The sequence below is a fragment of the Pseudomonas sp. FP1154 genome (assembly GCF_030687245.1).
Lineage (GTDB): Bacteria > Pseudomonadota > Gammaproteobacteria > Pseudomonadales > Pseudomonadaceae > Aquipseudomonas > Aquipseudomonas rhizophila.
Window position 1 is genome coordinate 3,024,528 of record NZ_CP117465.1, and the last position, 17,769, is coordinate 3,042,296.

Below are 17,769 nucleotides of genomic sequence, written 5' to 3' on the forward strand. Positions count from 1 at the left end.
CTCAGTTCTCCTCGATATCGGTTGGCAGTGGACGCGGCAGATCATCGCCACTGGAACCGTCGAGCCAATCGACCTTGGACATCTTGCGCACCACGACGAACTCGTCGCGGTTGCAACCGACCGTGCCGTAATAGTTGAAACCGTAGGCCTGTTGCGCGTAGCCACCGATCATATGAGTGGGCTTGAGCACCACGCGGGTCACCGAGTTGTGGTGGCCGCCACGGGTCTTGGTGGTTTCCGAGCCGGGCACGTTCACGATCCGTTCCTGGGCGTGGTACATCATCACCATGCCTTCCTTGACCCGCTGGCTGACCACCGCACGGGCGGTCAGCGCACCGTTGACGTTGAAGCATTCAATCCAGTCGTTGTCCTCGATACCGGCGCGCTTGGCGTCGATTTCAGAGAGCCAGACAATCGGCCCGCCGCGGCTCAAGGTGAGCATCAGCAGGTTGTCGCTGTAGGTGCTGTGGATGCCCCACTTCTGGTGCGGGGTGATCCAGTTCAGGACGATTTCGGTCTCGCCATTGCTGCGCTTGCCCTTCACGCCTTCGATGGTGCGGGTGTTGACCGGCGGCCGATAACTCATCAATTGCTCGCCGAACGCCTGCATCCACGGGTGATCCTGGTAGAACTGCTGGCGGCCGGTGATGGTGCGCCATGGAATCGCTTCGTGAACGTTGGTGTAACCGGCGTTGTAGCTGACGTGATCGTCTTCCAGGCCAGACCAGGTCGGGCTGGAAATGATCTTGCGCGGCTGCGCCTGGATGTCGCGGAAGCGAATCGCCTCGTGGGCCTTGGACAGCGCCAGGTGGCTGTGATCGATGCCGGTGAATTTCGACAGGGCCGCCCAGGCCTTGACGGCCACCTGGCCGTTGGTTTCCGGGGCCAGGGACAGAATCACTTCGGCCGCGTCAATGGCGCTGTCGATCTTCGGCCGACCCTGGCTGATACCGGCGTCGACTTCATGGTGATTGAGTTCACCGAGGAATTTCACTTCATCGTCGGTGTTCCAGTTGATGCCCTTGCCGCCGTTGCCGAGTTTCTCCAACATCGGGCCCAGGGAGGTGAACTGCTTGTAGATGTTGGGGTAATCGCGCTCCACCACTTGCAGGTTCGGTGCGTTCTTGCCCGGTTGCGGCGCCACGCCGGCACTTTTCCAGTCAGTGCCGCCAAACGGCTGGGCCAGTTCACCGACGCTGTCATGCATCAACGGCACGGTGACCAGGTCTTTCTCGACACCCAGGTGCCCGACCGACATGGCGGAGAACGCCTTGGCGATGCCCTTGTAGATTTCCCAGTCCGAACGCGACTCCCAGGCCGGGTCGATAGCCGCTGACAGCGGGTGAATGAACGGGTGCATGTCCGAGGTGTTCATGTCGTCTTTTTCGTACCAGGTCGCGGTCGGCAAGACGATGTCGGAATACACGCAGGTCGAGGACATGCGGAAGTCCAGGGTGGTCACCAGGTCCAGTTTGCCGATGGCACCGTTGTCGACCCATTCAGCCTCGGTCGGCTTGGATTCGCCACCAAAGCCGATGTCTTCGTTCATCACGCCGTTCTTGGTGCCCAGCAGGTACTTGAGCATGTACTCGTGGCCTTTGCCCGAGGAGCCCAGCAGGTTGGAGCGCCAGATGAACATGTTGCGCGGGAAGTTTTCCGGGCTGTCGGGTTGTTCGCAGGCAAACCGCAGGCTGCCGTCCTGCCAGGACTTGACCACGTAGTCTTTCGGGTCCATGCCGGCGGCGGCAGCATCGCGGCAAATGTTCAGCGGGTTGGTGTTCAATTGTGGCGCGCTGGGCAACCAGCCGGCGCGTTCGGCGCGGATGTTGTAGTCCAGGGCATGCTCAGGGAACTGCGACTTATCCGCCAGAGGCGACAGCACGTCGTGCATGCTCATCTTCTCGTGGCGCCATTGCGAGCTGTGGCCGTAGAAGAAGCTGGTGCCGTTCATCTGCCGTGGCGGACGGTTCCAGTCCAGGCCGAAGGCCAGGGGCAGCCAGCCACATTGCGGACGGAGTTTTTCCTGGCCGACATAGTGGGCCCAACCGCCGCCGGTCTGGCCGACACAACCACACAGCATGAGCATGTTGATCAGCCCACGGTAGTTCATGTCCATGTGGTACCAGTGGTTCATCGCCGCGCCGACGATGATCATCGAACGGCCACGGGTCTTGTCGGCGTTGTCGGCGAATTCGCGGGCGATCTGGATCGCTTTCTCGCGGCTCACACCGGTGATCTGCTCCTGCCAGGCCGGGGTGCCGGGCACCGAGGCGTCGTCGTAGTCCTTGGCGACGTTGGCGCCGCCCAGGCCACGGTCGATGGCCAGGTTGGCCGCCGACAGGTCAAACACCGTGGCGACTTTCACCACGCTGCCGTCGGCCAGCACCACGTTGTGCACCGGCACCCGGCGGTACTGCACCGCGTCACCGGCCACATGCTGGAAGTACTCCTGGGCTTCACCGGCAAAATACGGGAAGGCCACTTCAGCTACGTCATCGCCAATCAGGCTGAGCTTGAGGTCGATCTCACGGCCCTCGCCGCCTTCACGGGCCAGGATGTTCCATTTGCCCTCTTCGCCCCAGCGATAGCCTATGGAGCCTTGGGGAGAAACCAGTTCACCGCTGGCATCCAGGGCGATGGTTTTCCACTCCGGGTTATTGTCCTGGCCGAGGTTGTTGGTCAGGTCGCTGGCGCGCAGGAAGCGATCAGGCTGGTAGCCGGAGCCCGGCGCCACGCCGAGCATCGGCTTGAGCATCACCAGCACCGGCAGGTCGGTGTAGCGCTTGGCGTACTCGGTGAAGTAGGCGCTGGGCTTGTCCAGGTGAAACTCTTTGAAGATCACATGGTTGAAAGCCTGGGCCAGTGCCGCGTCGGTGCCCTGCTTGGGGTTGAGCCACAGGTCGGTGAGTTTGGCGACTTCCGAATAGTCCGGGGTGATCGCCACGGTCTTGGTGCCCTTGTAACGCACCTCGGTGAAAAAGTGCGCGTCGGGGGTACGGGTCTGCGGGACGTTGGAGCCCCAGGCAATGATGTAGTTGGAGTTGTACCAGTCGGCCGATTCCGGCACGTCGGTCTGCTCGCCCCAGACCATCGGTGAGGCTGGCGGCAGGTCGCAGTACCAGTCGTAGAAGCTCAGGCACACGCCACCGATCAGCGACAGGTAACGCGAACCCGCGGCGTAGCTGACCATCGACATCGCCGGGATCGGCGAGAAGCCAACCACCCGATCCGGGCCGTATTGCTTGACGGTGTAGACGTTGGCGGCGGCGATGATCTCGTTGACTTCTTCCCAGTTGGAACGGATGAAACCGCCCATGCCGCGCTTGCTTTTATACGAGTCGGCCTTGGCCTTGTTTTCGACGATGCTGGCCCACGCTTCCACGGGCGGCAGGGTCAACCGGGCTTCGCGCCACAGCTTGAGCAATGGCTTGCGGATCTTCGGATACTTGAGCCGGTTGGCGCTGTAGATGTACCAGCTGTAGCTGGCGCCACGAGGGCAGCCACGCGGCTCGTGGTTGGGCAGGTCGTTACGGGTGCGCGGGTAGTCGGTCTGCTGGGTTTCCCAGGTGATCAGGCCGTTCTTGACGTAGATTTTCCACGAGCACGAGCCGGTGCAGTTCACCCCATGGGTGGAGCGCACGATCTTGTCGTACTGCCAGCGGTTGCGGTAGACGTTCTCCCAGTCGCGGGACTCCTTGCGGGTCTCGCCGTGCCCCTCGGAAAACTCGCCTTGCTTGCGGTTGAAAAACCGCAGTTGATCCAGTAAATGACTCACAGTGTGTTCCTCTCAGGCTTGCTCCGCGGGGTCTGCGCCCCGCCCACGCAGGTTTAGGTTCGGCTTAGCACGGTGTTGCGGCGCCCTTGCGGGCATACCACCACCAGGTCACCACGATGCAGCTCAGGTAAAAGCCGACGAACATGTAGAAGGCCATCTCCGGGCCGCCGGTCAGGGCCATCGAAGTGCCGAATGATTTGGGGATGAAGAACGCGCCGAAGGCGCCCATGGCCGAGCTGAAACCCAGCACTGCGGCCGATTCCTTGCCGGCGTTCTTGAGTGCTTGTTCGCGTAGCTCGGGCTTTTGGCCGCGGCTGGCTTTTTCATGCAGGGTGCGGAAGATCACCGGGATCATGCGGAAGGTCGAACCGTTGCCCACGCCAGTGGTGACGAACAGCAACATGAACATCCCCAGGAAGCCGTAGAAGCTGCCGCCCTGGCCGCCTTGGGGCAGGAAATGAAGGACCCCGAACACCATCGCGATCATCAGCACGAAGTTCCACAACGTAACCTTCGCGCCGCCGAGCTTGTCCGCCAGCCAGCCACCCAGTGGCCGCACCAGGGCACCGACCAGCGGACCGAGGAAAGCGAATTTCAGGGCGATGACTTCCGGGAACGAGGTTTTGATCAGCAGCGGAAACGCGGCGGAGAAGCCGATGAACGAGCCGAAGGTCGCCAGGTACAGCCAGCACATCAGCCAGTTGTGCTTGCGCTTGAAAATCACTGCCTGCTCACTGAACGAAGCGCGGGCGCTGGACAGGTCGTTCATGCCGAACCAGGCAATCACGGTCACGGCGAGGATGAACGGCACCCAGATAAAACCGGCGTTTTGCAGCCACAGCGAGCTGCCGTCAGCCAGTACCTGCGGCTGGCCGCCCATGAAGCCGAACACGCCGAAGGAAATCACCAGCGGCACGCTGAACTGCATCACCGACACGCCCAGGTTGCCCAGCCCGGCGTTCAGGCCCAGGGCCGTGCCCTGCTGGGACTTGGGGTAAAAGAAGCTGATGTTGGACATGCTCGAGGCGAAGTTACCGCCGCCAAAGCCGCAGAGCAGCGCGATCAGCACGAACACGCTGTAAGGCGTGGCCGGATCCTGCACGGCAAAGCCCATCCACAGCGCCGGCAACAGCAGCGACGCAGTGCTCAGGGCCGTCCAGCGACGACCGCCGAAGATCGGCACCATGAACGAATAGAAGATGCGCAAGGTCGCGCCGGACAGGCCCGGCAACGCCGCGAGCCAGAACAACTGGTCGGTGCTGAAACTGAAACCGATGGCGTTCAGGCGCACGATCACCGTGCTCCAGACCATCCACACCGCGAAGGCCAACAGCAGCGCCGGGATGGAAATCCACAGGTTACGCCGGGCAGTCTGTTTGCCACTCTTGCCCCAGAACGCGGGGTCTTCCGGACGCCAGTCATGAATGACCGGGCCCTTTTCAGGCGTTTGCAGAACGGACATGTTCTTCTCCTTGGGCAATGCTGGAAAACGGGGATTGGCTGGCCGGCGGCTGTTTACCCAGCAGCGGGCGCTTGCGAACTTCGCTGAAGTACATCCAGGTCAGGGAGACCCAGACCACGCCGTACATCAACATGAAGCAGGACGAGCGCACGCCGGTGAGGTCCACCAGGGCGCCGAACATGATCGGCAACACGAACCCGCCCAGGCCGCCGGCCAGGCCGACGATGCCGGACACCGCGCCCATGTTTTTCGGGTAGTCGTTGGCGATGTACTTGAAGACCGAGGCCTTGCCGAACGCGAAGGCGATGCCCATCACGAACAGCAGCACGGTGAACAGCGTGGCGTTGAGGCCGATGTGAAAATCCACCGTGCCGTTGACGGTCTGCACTTGCAGTTGGGTCTGTGGGTACGAGAGCAGGAACAGGCAGATCCAGCTGACCCACAACACCCACCAGGTCACGCTCTGGGCGCCCCAGCGGTCGGACATCCAGCCACCGACGGCCCGCAATACGCCACCGGGCAGGGAGAAGCAGGCCGCCAGCAGCGCCGCGCTTTGCAGGCTGAAGCCGTATTCCTGCACGTAGTATTTGGTCATCCACAGGGCCAGGGCTACATAGCCGCCGAACACGATCGAGTAGTACTGGCAGTAGCGCCACACCGCTGGTTCTTTCAGGGTTTTCAGTTGCTCGCGCAACGTGGCGCCGCCGGTGCCGCTGTGCTCCTTCTTCTCGGTTGTGAGAAACCAGAACAGCAGCGCGGTGATGAACAGAATGGCGCTGAACACCTTCGGCACCAGGTGCCAGGAACCGAAGGCGATCAAGGCCGGAGCGAGGAATTTGGTCAGCGCGGCGCCGGCGTTGCCCGCGCCGAACACACCCATGGCGAAGCCTTGATTCTGCTTGTCGAACCACTTGGCCACATAAGCGATGCCCACCGAGAACGATCCACCGGCCAGCCCGACAAACAGGCCCAGCACCAGGAACTGCCAGAAAGCCGTGGCCAGGGTGATCAGGTACAACGGCAGCACACAGGAGAGCATCAGCAGGAAGAACACGATGCGCCCGCCGAAGCGGTCGGTCAGCAGGCCCAGGGGCAAGCGCACCAGGGAACCGGTCAGCACCGGCGTGGCGGCCAGCAGACCGAATTGGGTTTCGTTGAGCGCCAGCATTTCCTTGATCGGAACACCGAGCACGGCAAACATCATCCAGACCATGAAGCACACGGTGAAGGCCAGGGTACTCATCCCCAGCACCAACCCTTGTTGCACTTGCGCTCGCATCTCGATGCACTCCCCGTCAGTTCGATGAGCGCAGCCTAGTGATGCGTACCCCGTAAAAACTTGACCTGGGTCAACGTGCGTCCCGGCGGTACTGGCCTATGCTGGGCCCGTCTACCTCTTAGGGGGTAGAGCCTGAAGTTGATAAGAACCTTTATTTATCAAGGCTTTGAACATTTCGGCCGTGGCTTTTATCGAAACGTAGCGGCCGACAACTCTTTAGAGGTAGTGCGCCCGGGATCGGCTGCTATACCCCCCCAACGCCAGGGCGTCCCCATGTTCGGTTTGCAGAATTTCCTCCAGGGCCAGTCTCGATGATGCGGTGGCTGCGCAGTTCCCTGCCCGCTCGCGCCGGGCTGGCGGTGATCCTGATCGCCATCCTCGCCCTGGCCAGTTCCTTGAGCGCAGGTCTGATTGCCTGGTTCAGCCAGGGCGACGCGGCCGCCATCAACACCGCCGGTTCCGTGCGTATGGAGACCTATCACCTGAGCTGGAAACTGGCAGCCGGGGCCAGCGACGATGTCCCGGCGATCATCGACAGCCTGCAACGACGTCTCGAAAGCCCGTCCTTGCGCGCCGTGCTGGAAGACGGACCGGCGACCTCCCTGCATCAGAGTTATCAGAGCCTCATGCAGCGTTGGAACCAGACCTTGCGCCCGGCGATCGAACGCGGCGATTCGGCGTTCTTCCAGGCCAGTGCCGCTTCCTTCGTTGCGCAACTGGACCAGTTCGTCACCCTGTTGCAACGCCAGAGCGAGCACAAGCAAGCCTGGCAACAGACGATCCAGGGCATGGCGCTGTTCACCACCATGATCATCCTGCTGATCGGTCTGTATGAATTGCAGTACGGTGTGGTCACGCCCTTGCAGGAACTGGTGGACGCCACCCAGCGCTTTCGCCGTGGCGAATTCCAGGTGCGGGTCAACCATCAGTCCGAGGATGAACTGGGCCAGTTGGCGACCAGCTTCAACACCATGGCCGAGACCATCGAGCAATCCCATCGCACCCTGGAGAATCAGGTCCAGCAAAAGACCCTGAACCTGCAACAGGCCAATGCCGCCCTGGAACTGCTGTACCAGAGCAGCCGCAGCCTGGCCACGCGGCAGGCCAATGCCGAAGGGCTGGATGAACTGATCAGCCGGTTCCAGCAGCGACTGCCGGGCCTGCGCCTGTCGCTGTGTCTGCAAGGCCAGTTGCAGGCGCCCGCCCGGCAACTGCTGTCGCTGCATGGCGCCAACAGCCGCGAGGTCTGCGCCAGCAGCGATTGCGCCACCTGCCAGAAACACCACAGCGCCCGGCCGCAGACGTTCAGCATCAGTAACCAGGGCACGGAACTGGGTGAACTCAAGGCGCATTTTGTCGACGGTCACGCGGCGCAACCCTGGGAAACCGCACTGATCCAGGCCCTGGCAAACCTGATCGGCACCTCGCTGTCTCTCAAGCGCCAGCGCGAACAGGACCATCGCCTGCTGTTGCTCGATGAGCGCACGATCATCGCCCGCGAACTGCATGACTCCCTGGCCCAGGCCTTGTCGTACATGAAGCTGCAAGTCAGCCGCATGCAAACCCTGATGCGTCGCGGCGAACCGGTGCAAACCCTGGAAACCGTCACCGCCGAACTGCGCGAAGGCCTGAACAATGCCTACCGGCAGTTGCGCGAACTGCTCACCACGTTCCGCTTGCAGATCCACGACGACGGGCTGGTCCAGGAACTCAAGGACACCGCTGAAGAGTTCTCCCGCCGGGGCGATTTCCGGGTGCATCTGTTCGTCGACACCCTGGCCTTCGAGCTGTCGGCCAGTGAGCAGATCCATATCCTGCAGATCACCCGCGAGGCGCTCTCCAACTGCCTGCGCCATGCCCACGCAGAGAACGCCTGGCTCGAACTGCGCCAGGAAGGCGAAACCGTGCGACTGTCGGTCGAAGACGATGGCCGGGGCTTCAGTGGCGAAGTGGACCAGCGCGAACACCACGGCCTGAACATCATGAACGAACGGGCCCGCAGCTTGCGCGGCCAACTGCAAATTATCTCCCGAACGCCCCAGGGCACCCGTATCCAGGTGCATTTCCAACCGGAATTCCTGGGCCAACACAGCGAAGGTCTCGCAACATGAACGCCCCCCTGCGTCACACCCTCCTGCTGGTCGACGACCATCCAATGATGCGTCGAGGGATCCGCCAAATGCTCGAACTCGAAGACGACTTGCACATCGTCGGCGAAGCCAGCCACGGCGAAGAAGCCCTGACACTGATCGAACCGCTCAAACCTGACCTGGTCCTGCTGGACAACAACATGCCGCAAATGAACGGCATCGAAACCCTGCGCCGGCTGCGGGCCATGCATTACACCGGCAAGGTATTGCTGTTCACCGTATCCGACGCCGAGGACGACATTCGCGATGCCCTGCGCCTGGATGCCAACGGTTACCTGCTCAAGGACATGGAGCCGGAGTTGCTGGTGCAGTACATCCGCGATGCCCTCAACGGCGCGCTGGTGATCAGCCCCGGCCTGACCCGCGTCATGGCCCAGGCCTTGCGCTCCCCTCCCCGCCAGGCCGACGTGGAACTGACCGAACGCGAACGCCAGGTGCTCAAGACCATCGCCGGCGGCTGCAGCAACAAAGTCATCGGCCACAAGCTGGGCATCACCGAAGGCACGGTCAAGGTCCATGTGAAGAACCTGCTGCACAAACTGGGGTTGCGCTCACGGGTCGAAGCCGCCGTGTGGGCCATGGAGCATCTGCGCGGAGTGGGCTAGCCCGGCAAACCAAACCTCCTGTGGGAGCAAAGCTTGCTCGCGATGACGGCGGCACATTCAACATTCCTGCAAGCTGACCCTCCGCTATCGCGAGCAAGCTTTGCTTCCACAGGGTGTTTCAGGCGAATACAGCGCCTGCGCACGACTCGAAAAAACTGTGGGAGCGAGCCTGCTCGCGATGACGGCGGCGCATTCAACATCCCTGCAAGCCGACCCTCCGCTATCGCGAGCAAGCTTTGCTCCCACAGGGTGTTTCAGGCGAATACAGCGTCTGCGCACGGCCCGAAAAACTGTGGGAGCGAGCTTGCTCGCGATGACGGCGGCACGTTCAACATCCCTGCAAGCCGACCCTCCGCTATCGCGAGCAGGCTCGCTCCCACAGGGTTTGTGTTTGAGCGGGGACGCACCTCCCTCTTCCGAGGTAGGCCTGCGGAGGCATAGGCCGGGGGCGCGTGGGGTTCTACCATGACGGCACGCGGAGGTACGCCATGCTGACTCATCCTTCCATCGTTTTACTGTTGCGTCGTCATCACCTGTTCAGCCAGTTACCGGAGCGGGTCTTCGAAGACGTGTGCAACCTGGCCGTGCTCAAACGCCTGGAGTGCAACAGCACGCTCATGCACCAGGGCGACCCGGCCAAGCGGTTTTTCCTGCTGGTCAGCGGTCAGATCAAGCTGTTCCGGGTCACCGGTGAAGGTCAGGAAAACCTGGTGGAAATCATCCAGCCCGGACAGACCTTCGCCGAGGCTCTGCTGTTCAGCCAGGCCCGGTGCTACCCGGTCAGTGCGTCGGCGCTCAAGGACAGCGTACTGGTGAGTATCGAAGGCACTCATTACCGCAAGGCCCTGGAAGACCAGCCGAAGGTCTGCCTGGCGATCCTGGCGAGCATGAGTATCCATTTGCACCAGCGCCTCAAGGACATCGACAACCTGACCCTGGCCAGCGCCAGCCGGCGGGTCATCAACTTTCTGCTTCAGGAACGCGACCCGCGCGACGGCCAGGTGGTGCTACAGGTGTCCAAACGCCTGGTGGCCTCCAAGCTGGGAATCCAGCCAGAGACTTTTTCGCGCATTCTCCATCGCCTGGTAGACGGTGGCCTGATTGCCATGGAGCGGCGCAACATTCGCATCCTGGCCGAAGATGAGCTGGACGCTTACCAGCAATAACCCGCGCAGCCCCAATTCCCTTGTGGCGAGGGGATTTATCCCCGCTGGGGCGCGAAGCGGCCCCTATTCAAACTGTCTGACACAGCGCATTGGGACTGCTTCGCAGTCCAGCGGGGATAAATCCCCTCGCCACAGGCTCAGCCAGACTCACTATCTGCTGTGTCATTTTCAACGATCATCGGTATCAACCGCTCAAACAACGCGTCCCCCTCCTCTTGCGTGCAATCGACGCCGAAACGCTTGCGCCAGCCCAACTGGCTCAAAATCACATGCACATCCGCTTCCAGATCATGCTGCTGCAAACACGCCTGGACGCACTGCAACGGACAACCGTCCAGCGCGATGATCCGCCGCCCCGAGCGCGCTTTGTTGACCAGTGCCGGCACATGCCCGCCGACCCCGACGATGCAGGACATCTCGGCCAGGCCGGCGCGGTCCAGGCGCAGGGCGACGGTGTTGGCCAGTTGCGCCACGTTGGAACAACCGGAACAGGAGTACACCAGGGGCAGTGAGCCTGGAGCTTTCATCAGGCCGCCGCCAATCCCTTGCCCGCCCGTTCCAGATTGCGCCATAACCAGGGCGGCAAGACCTCCGGGTCGAGGCTGTCGATCAGGTTCTTCAGCGCCAGCCCCAATTCGGTGTCGCCCTCAATCACCAGGCGTCGCCGGAAGAACAACGTGTCGGGATCTTCCTGCCGACTGGCGAGCAAGAGAAATTCACGCCAGTTACCGCTGATGCTGACCTGGGCTTCGGCTTGTTCGGCAATGCGCAGTCCGTCCCGCGACAGCGTCAGGTACCAGCACAACTTCAGGTCCGGTACCCGCAGGCATAGCCAACGCCCGCGCAACACCTCGAACCCGCCATCGCGCAGCGGCTCGGCCAGGCAACGGTTGAGCGCCTGCTGCAACGCCAGGCGCTGTACGACAAAGGGCACCTTGCCCACCAGCGGGAGCACCCGGTCAGCGCCTTTGAGCAACCATTTTTTTCGACTCAGCACAGGCCCGCCTCCTCAACTTTCAACATACCGGCATGACCGTGCCAATAGCCGTTGCAACCGGCCACAAACAGCGGTGGTGCCTCGCCCTGGCGAACGTTGTCGAAGGCCCTGACCACCTCGGCCATGCCCTGGGCGCGCGGGCTCAGACGCAGCACGTCGGCGCCACTGGCCATCAGCGCGGGGTAATCGGCCAACAGATTGGTCACCTCACCGGACATCGTCTGAATGCCATTGAGGGTGAACAGTTGCTGGCCCTCCTGACTGCTCAACGCCAGGCCGTCGGGATAGTTGATGCAACAGAACTGACAGTCGTCCTTGGGCCGGTTTTCGGCCCGGGCGGTGAAGCAGCGTGCCGAATAAGCCAGGGGCAAGTGGCCGTAGGCAAAAATCTCCACCTCGGGGACCTCGCGTTCCATTTCCCGCACCTGCTCCAGCACATCGCCGATCAGCGCCGCCGAGCATTCCACAGGTGGCACCCAGCGAATCATGCCGCTGTCGAGCAATTGCCCCAGCGCATGGCCGTTGTACAGGTTCAACGCCGGGCCGCCCACGAAAGGCAACTTGCGTTCAGCGAGAAACTGCACCGCGCCCATGTCATTGGCTTCCACCAACAATTGGCCGTTGTCACACAGCCGACGCAAGGATGACAGCTCCGAGGCCGCTTCGATCAGCGTCAGGCTCGACAACACAATCTGTGCCTGGCTGCACGCTTGCAGTTCGCGCCCCAGGCCCAGCCATTGATCCAGGGAGAATGCCCGGCGCTTTGAGCACACGGTTTCCCCCAGGTAAATCACATCCAGCGGCAAGGCCGACATCTCGGCGTAGAAATTCCCCAGTTGCGCTTTGTCCCAGTAAAACAGGACCGGTCCCAGGCTGAGTTTCATCTGGCCTCCCTCATTGCCATGATCGATGGTAAGCGCCCAGGGTGGTCTGGCTGCCTTCCGACAAACCGGCCAACACCTGGCGCCATTCTTCCCGCACCCGGAATCGTTGCGGCGCAGCCCGGTGGGCATCCAGTGCGGCGCGCCAGACCCGGGTCACTTGTTCAACGTAGGCCGGGCTGCGCTGGCGGCCCTCAATCTTCACTGCCTCGACGCCGATGGCCGCCAGCTCCGGCAGCAGGTCCAGGGTGTCGAGGCTGGTGGGTTCTTCCAGGGCATGGAAGCGCTTGCCGCCGACCAGGAAGCGGCCCTTGCACAGGGTCGGGTAACCGGCCGGCTCGTCAGGGGTGTAGCGATCGATCAGCACCTCGCTCAAGCGTGCGCTCAGGCCGTCGGCGTCTTCGCTCCAGCGCACTGCCTTGGCCGGTGAGCACACGCCGCACAGGTTCGGCGACTCACCGGTGATGTAAGAGGACAAGTGACAACGGCCCTCGGCCATGATGCACAGGCTGCCGAAACCGAAGACTTCGATCGGCACTGGGCTCGCTGCTGCTACCTGCCGCACCTGGGCCAGGGACAGCACCCGTGGCAGCACCGCACGCCGAATGCCGTAGCGCTCGGCGTAAAAAGCCAGCGCCGCGGCATGGGTCGCCGAACCTTGTACCGAAAGATGCAGGGCCAGTTGTGGGTGGCGCTGGCTGGCGTAGCCGAGCACCCCGGGGTCGGCGGCGATCAGGGCGTCGACGCCCAGATCGGCGGCGCGATCCACCGCGCGCTGCCAACGCTCCCAGCCCTTGGGTTGTGGGTAGGTGTTGACCGCCACATAGAGTTTGCGTTGGTGCTGGCGGATGTGCGCGACCGCCGCGTCGAACTGTTTGTCGTCCATGTTCAGCCCGGCGAAATGCCGGGCGTTGGTGTCATCGCGAAAGCCGACATAGACGGCATCGGCGCCTTGGCGCACCGCCGCTTTGAGGGCAGGCAGATTCCCTGCCGGGCAAACCAGTTGCATGGGGCATCCTCATGAGAAAACTCGGAGCGCCGCCAGTCTAGTCAGCTCATCGGCGGCGACCTTGACGACAATCAATTGCCGTTAATGCATCAGGCTCGCGAACGGCAAGTACATCACCTTGTCGAGCATGCGCACGTGCGCCTGGCACTCGACCACGGCCAGACCGTCGGCCCAGCATGCGGCAGCCAACATGGCCGAACTTTGCTGGGGATGCAGCTCGACACACAGCGAACCATCGGCACCGGGGACCAGTTTCGCCCGCAGGTACTGCCGCCGCCGGTTGGGCTTTGGCCAGTCAAACCCGGCCGGCAACTGCAACGGGACCGGTATTACTTCGTCCATGCCTTGGGCCCGGAACAGGAACGGGCGCACGACGATCAACGCGGTAATCAGCGCCGCCGATGGGTTACCTGGCAAACCGATCCAGGGTTTGCCGGCCACTTCGCCAAAGGCCAGCGGTTTGCCCGGCTGGATTGCCAGGCGCCACAGGTCAACGCTGCCCAGCGCTTCGATGGCTTGTTTGAGATGATCCTCCTCGCCCACCGAAACGCCGCCGGAGGTCAGCAGCACATCACACTCGGCCGCCGCCAGGCTCAAGGCCTGGCGACTGGCGAGCAGCTTGTCGGGCATGGCGCCGTAGTCATGCACCTCCATGCCCCAGCCGCGCAGCAGTGCCGCGAGGCTATGGCGATTGCTGTTGTAGATCTGCCCCGGCGCCAATGCTTCGCCCGGTTCGCGCAGTTCATCGCCGCTGCTGAGCAGACCGACCTGCAACGGCCGATAGACCTCCATTCGGTCAATCCCGGCACCGGCCAGCAACCCCAGCTCCTGGGCCCGCAAGCGCTTGCCGGCACGAAGCAACAGGTCTCCTCGGCGCACTTCCTCGCCTTCCTTGCGCACATGGTCGCCGTCATTGACCGGTGGCAACCAGACCCGCTCACCTGCTACCTGACAGCTTTCCTGGGGCACCACGGTGTCTGCCCCCGGCGGCAGCGGCGCGCCCGTGAAAATCCGTACCGCCTGCCCGGGCTGCAGCGGATTATTGGATGCCTGTCCGGCGGCAATGCGCCCGGCCAGGGTCAGATAACCTCCGCCGGCTGGCAGGTCAGCGGCCCGCAGGGCATAACCGTCCATGGCGCTGTTGTCCCACGCAGGCAAGTTCATGGGGCTGCGGATGTCTGTCGCCAGCACCCGACCCAGGGCCTGGTCCAGCGCCACCCGTTGCACCGGAGGCGGCAGCGGTGCCTGATCCAGCAGGTAGCGGATGGCTTCATCCACCGGCATCAGCGCGCCGCTCTCACAGACGCTGCCACACGCGCCGCTGCTCATGAGCGCGTCCCGCAAGGCTCAACGACAACGCCGGGCTGCGGCTTGAGGTGGGGAGTGAAGTTGCACGGGCCGGTGCGGTTGTCCAGTTGACCGACCAGGATCTGTTCCCAACCGGTGCGACACGCGCCCGGCGAACCCGGCAGGCAGCACACCAATACGCCGTTGCTCATACCCGCCAATGCCCTTGATTGCAGGCTGGACATGCCGATCTCTGCCAGTGACACCTGCCGGAACAGTTCGCCGAACCCGTCCACCTGCTTGTCCAGCAGCGGCAGCACCGCCTGGGGAGTGTTATCGCGGGGGGTAAAACCGGTGCCGCCGGTCATCAGCACCACTTGCACTTCAGGGTCGGCGATCCACTGCGAGACCTGGGCGCGGATCTGGTAGATATCGTCCTTCACCAGCCCACGGTCGATCAGCACATGCCCGGCGGTTTGCAGCAGATCGGCGAGGGTTTTCCCGGAGGTATCGGTTTCGGAGCTACGGGTATCGCTGATGGTCAGCACCGCAATATTCAGCGGTTGAAAGTGGCGTTGCGTCAGATGGGCCATGGTCAGCCGTCCTTTAAAAAAAGATGGCCCAGCCTGAACCGCAATCGGGGCCGGGCCTATTCCCCGATAGAGGTACCTCCCTCGGCGTTTACGGTGCCAGTCGGCTACGCTGCCAGGCGCCTTCTTGCAGGCGGTAGTCGAGGCGATCGTGCAGACGGTCGGCGCGGCCTTGCCAGAACTCCAGCCGTTCAGGCCTCAGGCAGTAGCCGCCCCAGTGTTCGGGACGCGGCACTGGCTGATTGATAAACCGTCGTTCGGTCTGCGTCAGCAACGCCTCAAGGACGGCCCGATCCTCCAGCTCACGGCTTTGCGGCGAGGCCCAGGCACCAAGACGACTGGCCAGGGGGCGGGAAATGAAATAGGCATCCGATAGCCCGGAATCGAGCTTGTGGACCTGCCCTTCAACCCGCACTTGCCGTTCCAGCCCCGGCCAGAAAAACGTCATGGCCGCCCACGGATTGATCGCCAGGTCCCGTCCCTTGCCACTGTCGTAGTTGCCGAAAAATGTGAAACCTTCATCGCTGAACCCCTTGAGCAGCAGCACCCGACAGTGCGGCCGGCCCTGCTCGTCCACGGTCGCCAGGGTCATGCTGTTGGCTTCCACCGGAGGGCTTTCGGTGTCGCGGGCTTGTTGCATCCATAACCCGAACAGAACCATCGGATCGTCCGGTGCCTGGGCTTCATCCAACCCGTCCAGGGTGTACTGACGACGCATTTTGGCCAGGGAAAGGGGCATGACGATGATCTCCACGATGGATTTGCTCCAGTGTGGGTTCTGTCGCGCGGGCAGGCCTTGATCGTTGTCAATGGCGGATCTTGTGTTGAACGTGCCGATGCCATCGCGAGCAGGCTCGCTCCCACATTGGGCCTATGGAGTTCCCTGTGGGAGCGAGCCTGCTCGCGATGAAGACGACTCGGTCTAATAGGTCGCCGGCTACTTGAGCCCCAACCGCCGCGCCAGCTTATGCAGATTGCTCGGATCAACCTCCAACAGCCGCGCCGCACCGGCCCAGTTCTGCCCGCAATGCTCCAGGGCCTTGAGGATCGCCTGGCGCTGACAACCATCGACGGCTTCGCTCAAGGGTTGCACGGGCGCATCCAGAGCCTCCAGGGCTTGGTCCGGCAGTGCCTGGGCCGAGGCTGCGCTGGCATTGACGTCCAGATCCAGCACCTGCGGCTCCAGGGTCATGATCAGGCTGCGACTGGCCCCGCGGCTGAGTTGCTTCAACGCCGCGCGACTGATCACGTGCTCCAGCTCCCGCACATTGCCCGGCCAGGAGTACGCCAGCAGCGCCTGTTCAGCGGCCGGTGACAGGCGCAAGCCGCGCAAGCCCAGGCGCGTGCGGTTCAACTCGAGGAAATGCCCGGCGAGCATCAGCACATCGCTACCGCGTTCGCGCAACGGCGGGATCGGCACCGGGTAGACCGAGAGCCGGTGATACAGGTCGGCGCGAAATAGCCCATCGCGAATGCTGTCCGGCAGGTGGCGGTTGGTGGCGGCGATGATCCGCACATCGACGTGCAGCGGCTTGTCAGCACCCAGGCGCTGGATCTCGCCGTTTTGCAGGGTGCGCAGCAACTTGGCCTGCACACTCAACGGCAATTCACCCACCTCGTCGAGAAACAGCGTGCCGCCATTGGCCGCGTCGAAACGCCCCGCGCGGTCAGTCGTAGCGCCGGAGAATGCCCCTTTGACGTGGCCGAACAGTTCGCTTTCGGCCAGGGACTCGGGCAAGGCTGCGCAATTGACCTGCACCAGCGGCTTGTGACTGCGCCGGGACAAGCGATGCAAACGACGCGCAAACAACTCCTTGCCGACACCGGTTTCTCCCAGCAGCAGCACCGGCAGTTCGGAGTCGGCCAATACGTCCAGCTCGTTGAGCAGTTGATCCAGCACCTCGCTGCGCCCAAGGATCTCGCCCTCCTCGGCCGGCCGACGGACATCCGGCAGATCACTGCGCGAGGCGCGCAGGCTGCGGTTTTCCTGCTCGAGCCGGGTCACCCGCACCGCCGCTTCGATCTGCAAGGTGCACCGTTTGAGTTCTTCCCTTGCGCGGCTGTCGAAGGTGCCGGCGTGCAAGGCATCCAGGGTGATCGCACCCCAGAGCCGCCCTTCCACGTACAGGCTCACGCCCATGCAGTCGTGCACCGGCAGCGGTTCGCCGACGTGGTTATCGAGCAAGCCGTCATAAGGGTCGGGCAAGCGGCTGTCGGGCTCGAACCAGGTAGGTTCGCGCGACGCCATGATCGCCGCCAGACGCGGATGCTGGGCGATCACGAACCGACGGCCGAGCGCTTCATGCACCAGGCCTACAGTGGCGACGGGCCTGAGGCTGTCATCGTCCAGGCGCAACAAGCCTACGGCGCCACTGTTGAAGTATTCGCGCAGGGTCTGTACCAGGCGTTGCAATCGAACGGCATTGGGCAACTCGACGATCAGGTCGGCGGCCAGGCTTTCACGCAGCATGGTAGTGATTACCCTCCAGGGTTCGTTTGACCCCTTGCAGCCAGGGTGAGAATCACCCTGGTAAATATTTATCCGTTAATTTTCAGACAGTTAATTCT

Annotated in this window: 14 protein-coding genes; 3 read left to right on the top strand and 11 right to left on the bottom strand. The window is 62.8% G+C overall.

What is annotated here, in order from left to right:
• Position 1: 1 nt before the first annotated feature.
• The 3 genes from PSH91_RS13650 to PSH91_RS13660 all read right to left on the bottom strand — a co-directional run bounded on the left by PSH91_RS13650 (position 2) and on the right by PSH91_RS13660 (position 6,516).
• Positions 2 to 3,775: a nitrate reductase subunit alpha gene (locus PSH91_RS13650; RefSeq protein ID WP_305465890.1), complete on the bottom strand. Its 3,774-nt coding sequence runs from the start codon at positions 3,773 to 3,775 to the stop codon at positions 2 to 4.
• A gap of 64 nt (positions 3,776 to 3,839) precedes the next feature.
• Positions 3,840 to 5,237: a NarK family nitrate/nitrite MFS transporter gene (locus PSH91_RS13655; protein ID WP_047229173.1), complete on the bottom strand. Its 1,398-nt coding sequence runs from the start codon at positions 5,235 to 5,237 to the stop codon at positions 3,840 to 3,842.
• Positions 5,215 to 6,516 carry a nitrate/nitrite transporter gene (locus PSH91_RS13660; protein WP_047229174.1) on the bottom strand — a complete coding sequence of 434 codons (1,302 nt, stop codon included), beginning with the start codon at positions 6,514 to 6,516 and terminating at the stop codon, positions 5,215 to 5,217. The genes PSH91_RS13655 and PSH91_RS13660 overlap by 23 nt, the downstream gene beginning before the upstream one ends.
• A 311-nt stretch (positions 6,517 to 6,827) precedes the next feature.
• On the opposite strand from PSH91_RS13660, the gene PSH91_RS13665 reads away from it, so the two are divergent.
• The 3 genes from PSH91_RS13665 (at position 6,828) to PSH91_RS13675 (ending at position 10,437) form a co-directional block, all read left to right on the top strand.
• Positions 6,828 to 8,627 (top strand): HAMP domain-containing protein, encoded by a 1,800-nt coding sequence (locus PSH91_RS13665; protein ID WP_076384511.1) that lies wholly within the window; start codon positions 6,828 to 6,830, stop codon positions 8,625 to 8,627.
• Positions 8,624 to 9,271, top strand: coding sequence for a two-component system response regulator NarL (gene narL, locus PSH91_RS13670; RefSeq protein WP_047229176.1), 648 nt, complete (start codon positions 8,624 to 8,626; stop codon positions 9,269 to 9,271). Before PSH91_RS13665 ends, narL begins: the two co-directional genes overlap by 4 nt.
• Before the next feature lie 488 nt (positions 9,272 to 9,759).
• A complete protein-coding gene (locus PSH91_RS13675) occupies positions 9,760 to 10,437 on the top strand; it encodes a Crp/Fnr family transcriptional regulator (protein WP_047225852.1) in 678 nt (225 codons plus the stop codon).
• A gap of 137 nt (positions 10,438 to 10,574) precedes the next feature.
• On the opposite strand, the gene PSH91_RS13680 is transcribed toward PSH91_RS13675, so the two are convergent.
• The 8 genes from PSH91_RS13680 to norR form a co-directional block, all read right to left on the bottom strand.
• On the bottom strand, positions 10,575 to 10,964 hold the full coding sequence (locus PSH91_RS13680; protein ID WP_076384509.1) for a putative zinc-binding protein: 390 nt from the start codon (positions 10,962 to 10,964) through the stop codon (positions 10,575 to 10,577).
• Positions 10,964 to 11,434 (bottom strand): SCP2 domain-containing protein, encoded by a 471-nt coding sequence (locus PSH91_RS13685; RefSeq protein WP_047225850.1) that lies wholly within the window; start codon positions 11,432 to 11,434, stop codon positions 10,964 to 10,966. The genes PSH91_RS13680 and PSH91_RS13685 overlap by 1 nt, the downstream gene beginning before the upstream one ends.
• Positions 11,428 to 12,318: a U32 family peptidase gene (locus PSH91_RS13690; protein WP_305465895.1), complete on the bottom strand. Its 891-nt coding sequence runs from the start codon at positions 12,316 to 12,318 to the stop codon at positions 11,428 to 11,430. The genes PSH91_RS13685 and PSH91_RS13690 overlap by 7 nt, the downstream gene beginning before the upstream one ends.
• Positions 12,319 to 12,328: 10 nt before the next feature.
• Positions 12,329 to 13,324, bottom strand: a complete 996-nt coding sequence (locus tag PSH91_RS13695) for a peptidase U32 family protein (protein WP_047225848.1) — start codon at positions 13,322 to 13,324, stop codon at positions 12,329 to 12,331.
• An 81-nt stretch (positions 13,325 to 13,405) separates the two neighbouring features.
• Positions 13,406 to 14,653: a gephyrin-like molybdotransferase Glp gene (glp, locus tag PSH91_RS13700; RefSeq protein ID WP_305465897.1), complete on the bottom strand. Its 1,248-nt coding sequence runs from the start codon at positions 14,651 to 14,653 to the stop codon at positions 13,406 to 13,408.
• The gene (gene moaB, locus PSH91_RS13705; protein ID WP_305465899.1) at positions 14,650 to 15,204 is read right to left on the bottom strand and encodes a molybdenum cofactor biosynthesis protein B; all 555 of its coding nucleotides are present in this window, start codon (positions 15,202 to 15,204) and stop codon (positions 14,650 to 14,652) included. Before moaB ends, glp begins: the two co-directional genes overlap by 4 nt.
• Positions 15,205 to 15,292: 88 nt before the next feature.
• Positions 15,293 to 15,940: a pyridoxamine 5'-phosphate oxidase gene (pdxH, locus tag PSH91_RS13710; RefSeq protein WP_305465900.1), complete on the bottom strand. Its 648-nt coding sequence runs from the start codon at positions 15,938 to 15,940 to the stop codon at positions 15,293 to 15,295.
• Between the two features lie 198 nt (positions 15,941 to 16,138).
• A complete protein-coding gene (gene norR, locus PSH91_RS13715; RefSeq protein WP_305465902.1) occupies positions 16,139 to 17,671 on the bottom strand; it encodes a nitric oxide reductase transcriptional regulator NorR in 1,533 nt (510 codons plus the stop codon).
• Positions 17,672 to 17,769: the final 98 nt, after the last annotated feature.

Coding starts and splice junctions, on each gene's coding strand:
- PSH91_RS13655 (WP_047229173.1), bottom strand. CDS start 5,237: ATGTCCGTTCTGCAAACGCCTGAAAAGGGCCCGGTCATTCATGACTGG.
- glp (WP_305465897.1), bottom strand. CDS start 14,653: ATGAGCAGCGGCGCGTGTGGCAGCGTCTGTGAGAGCGGCGCGCTGATG.
- moaB (WP_305465899.1), bottom strand. CDS start 15,204: ATGGCCCATCTGACGCAACGCCACTTTCAACCGCTGAATATTGCGGTG.
- PSH91_RS13690 (WP_305465895.1), bottom strand. CDS start 12,318: ATGAAACTCAGCCTGGGACCGGTCCTGTTTTACTGGGACAAAGCGCAA.
- PSH91_RS13665 (WP_076384511.1), top strand. CDS start 6,828: ATGATGCGGTGGCTGCGCAGTTCCCTGCCCGCTCGCGCCGGGCTGGCG.
- PSH91_RS13675 (WP_047225852.1), top strand. CDS start 9,760: ATGCTGACTCATCCTTCCATCGTTTTACTGTTGCGTCGTCATCACCTG.
- PSH91_RS13695 (WP_047225848.1), bottom strand. CDS start 13,324: ATGCAACTGGTTTGCCCGGCAGGGAATCTGCCTGCCCTCAAAGCGGCG.
- PSH91_RS13660 (WP_047229174.1), bottom strand. CDS start 6,516: ATGCGAGCGCAAGTGCAACAAGGGTTGGTGCTGGGGATGAGTACCCTG.
- PSH91_RS13680 (WP_076384509.1), bottom strand. CDS start 10,964: ATGAAAGCTCCAGGCTCACTGCCCCTGGTGTACTCCTGTTCCGGTTGT.
- narL (WP_047229176.1), top strand. CDS start 8,624: ATGAACGCCCCCCTGCGTCACACCCTCCTGCTGGTCGACGACCATCCA.
- pdxH (WP_305465900.1), bottom strand. CDS start 15,940: ATGCCCCTTTCCCTGGCCAAAATGCGTCGTCAGTACACCCTGGACGGG.
- norR (WP_305465902.1), bottom strand. CDS start 17,671: ATGCTGCGTGAAAGCCTGGCCGCCGACCTGATCGTCGAGTTGCCCAAT.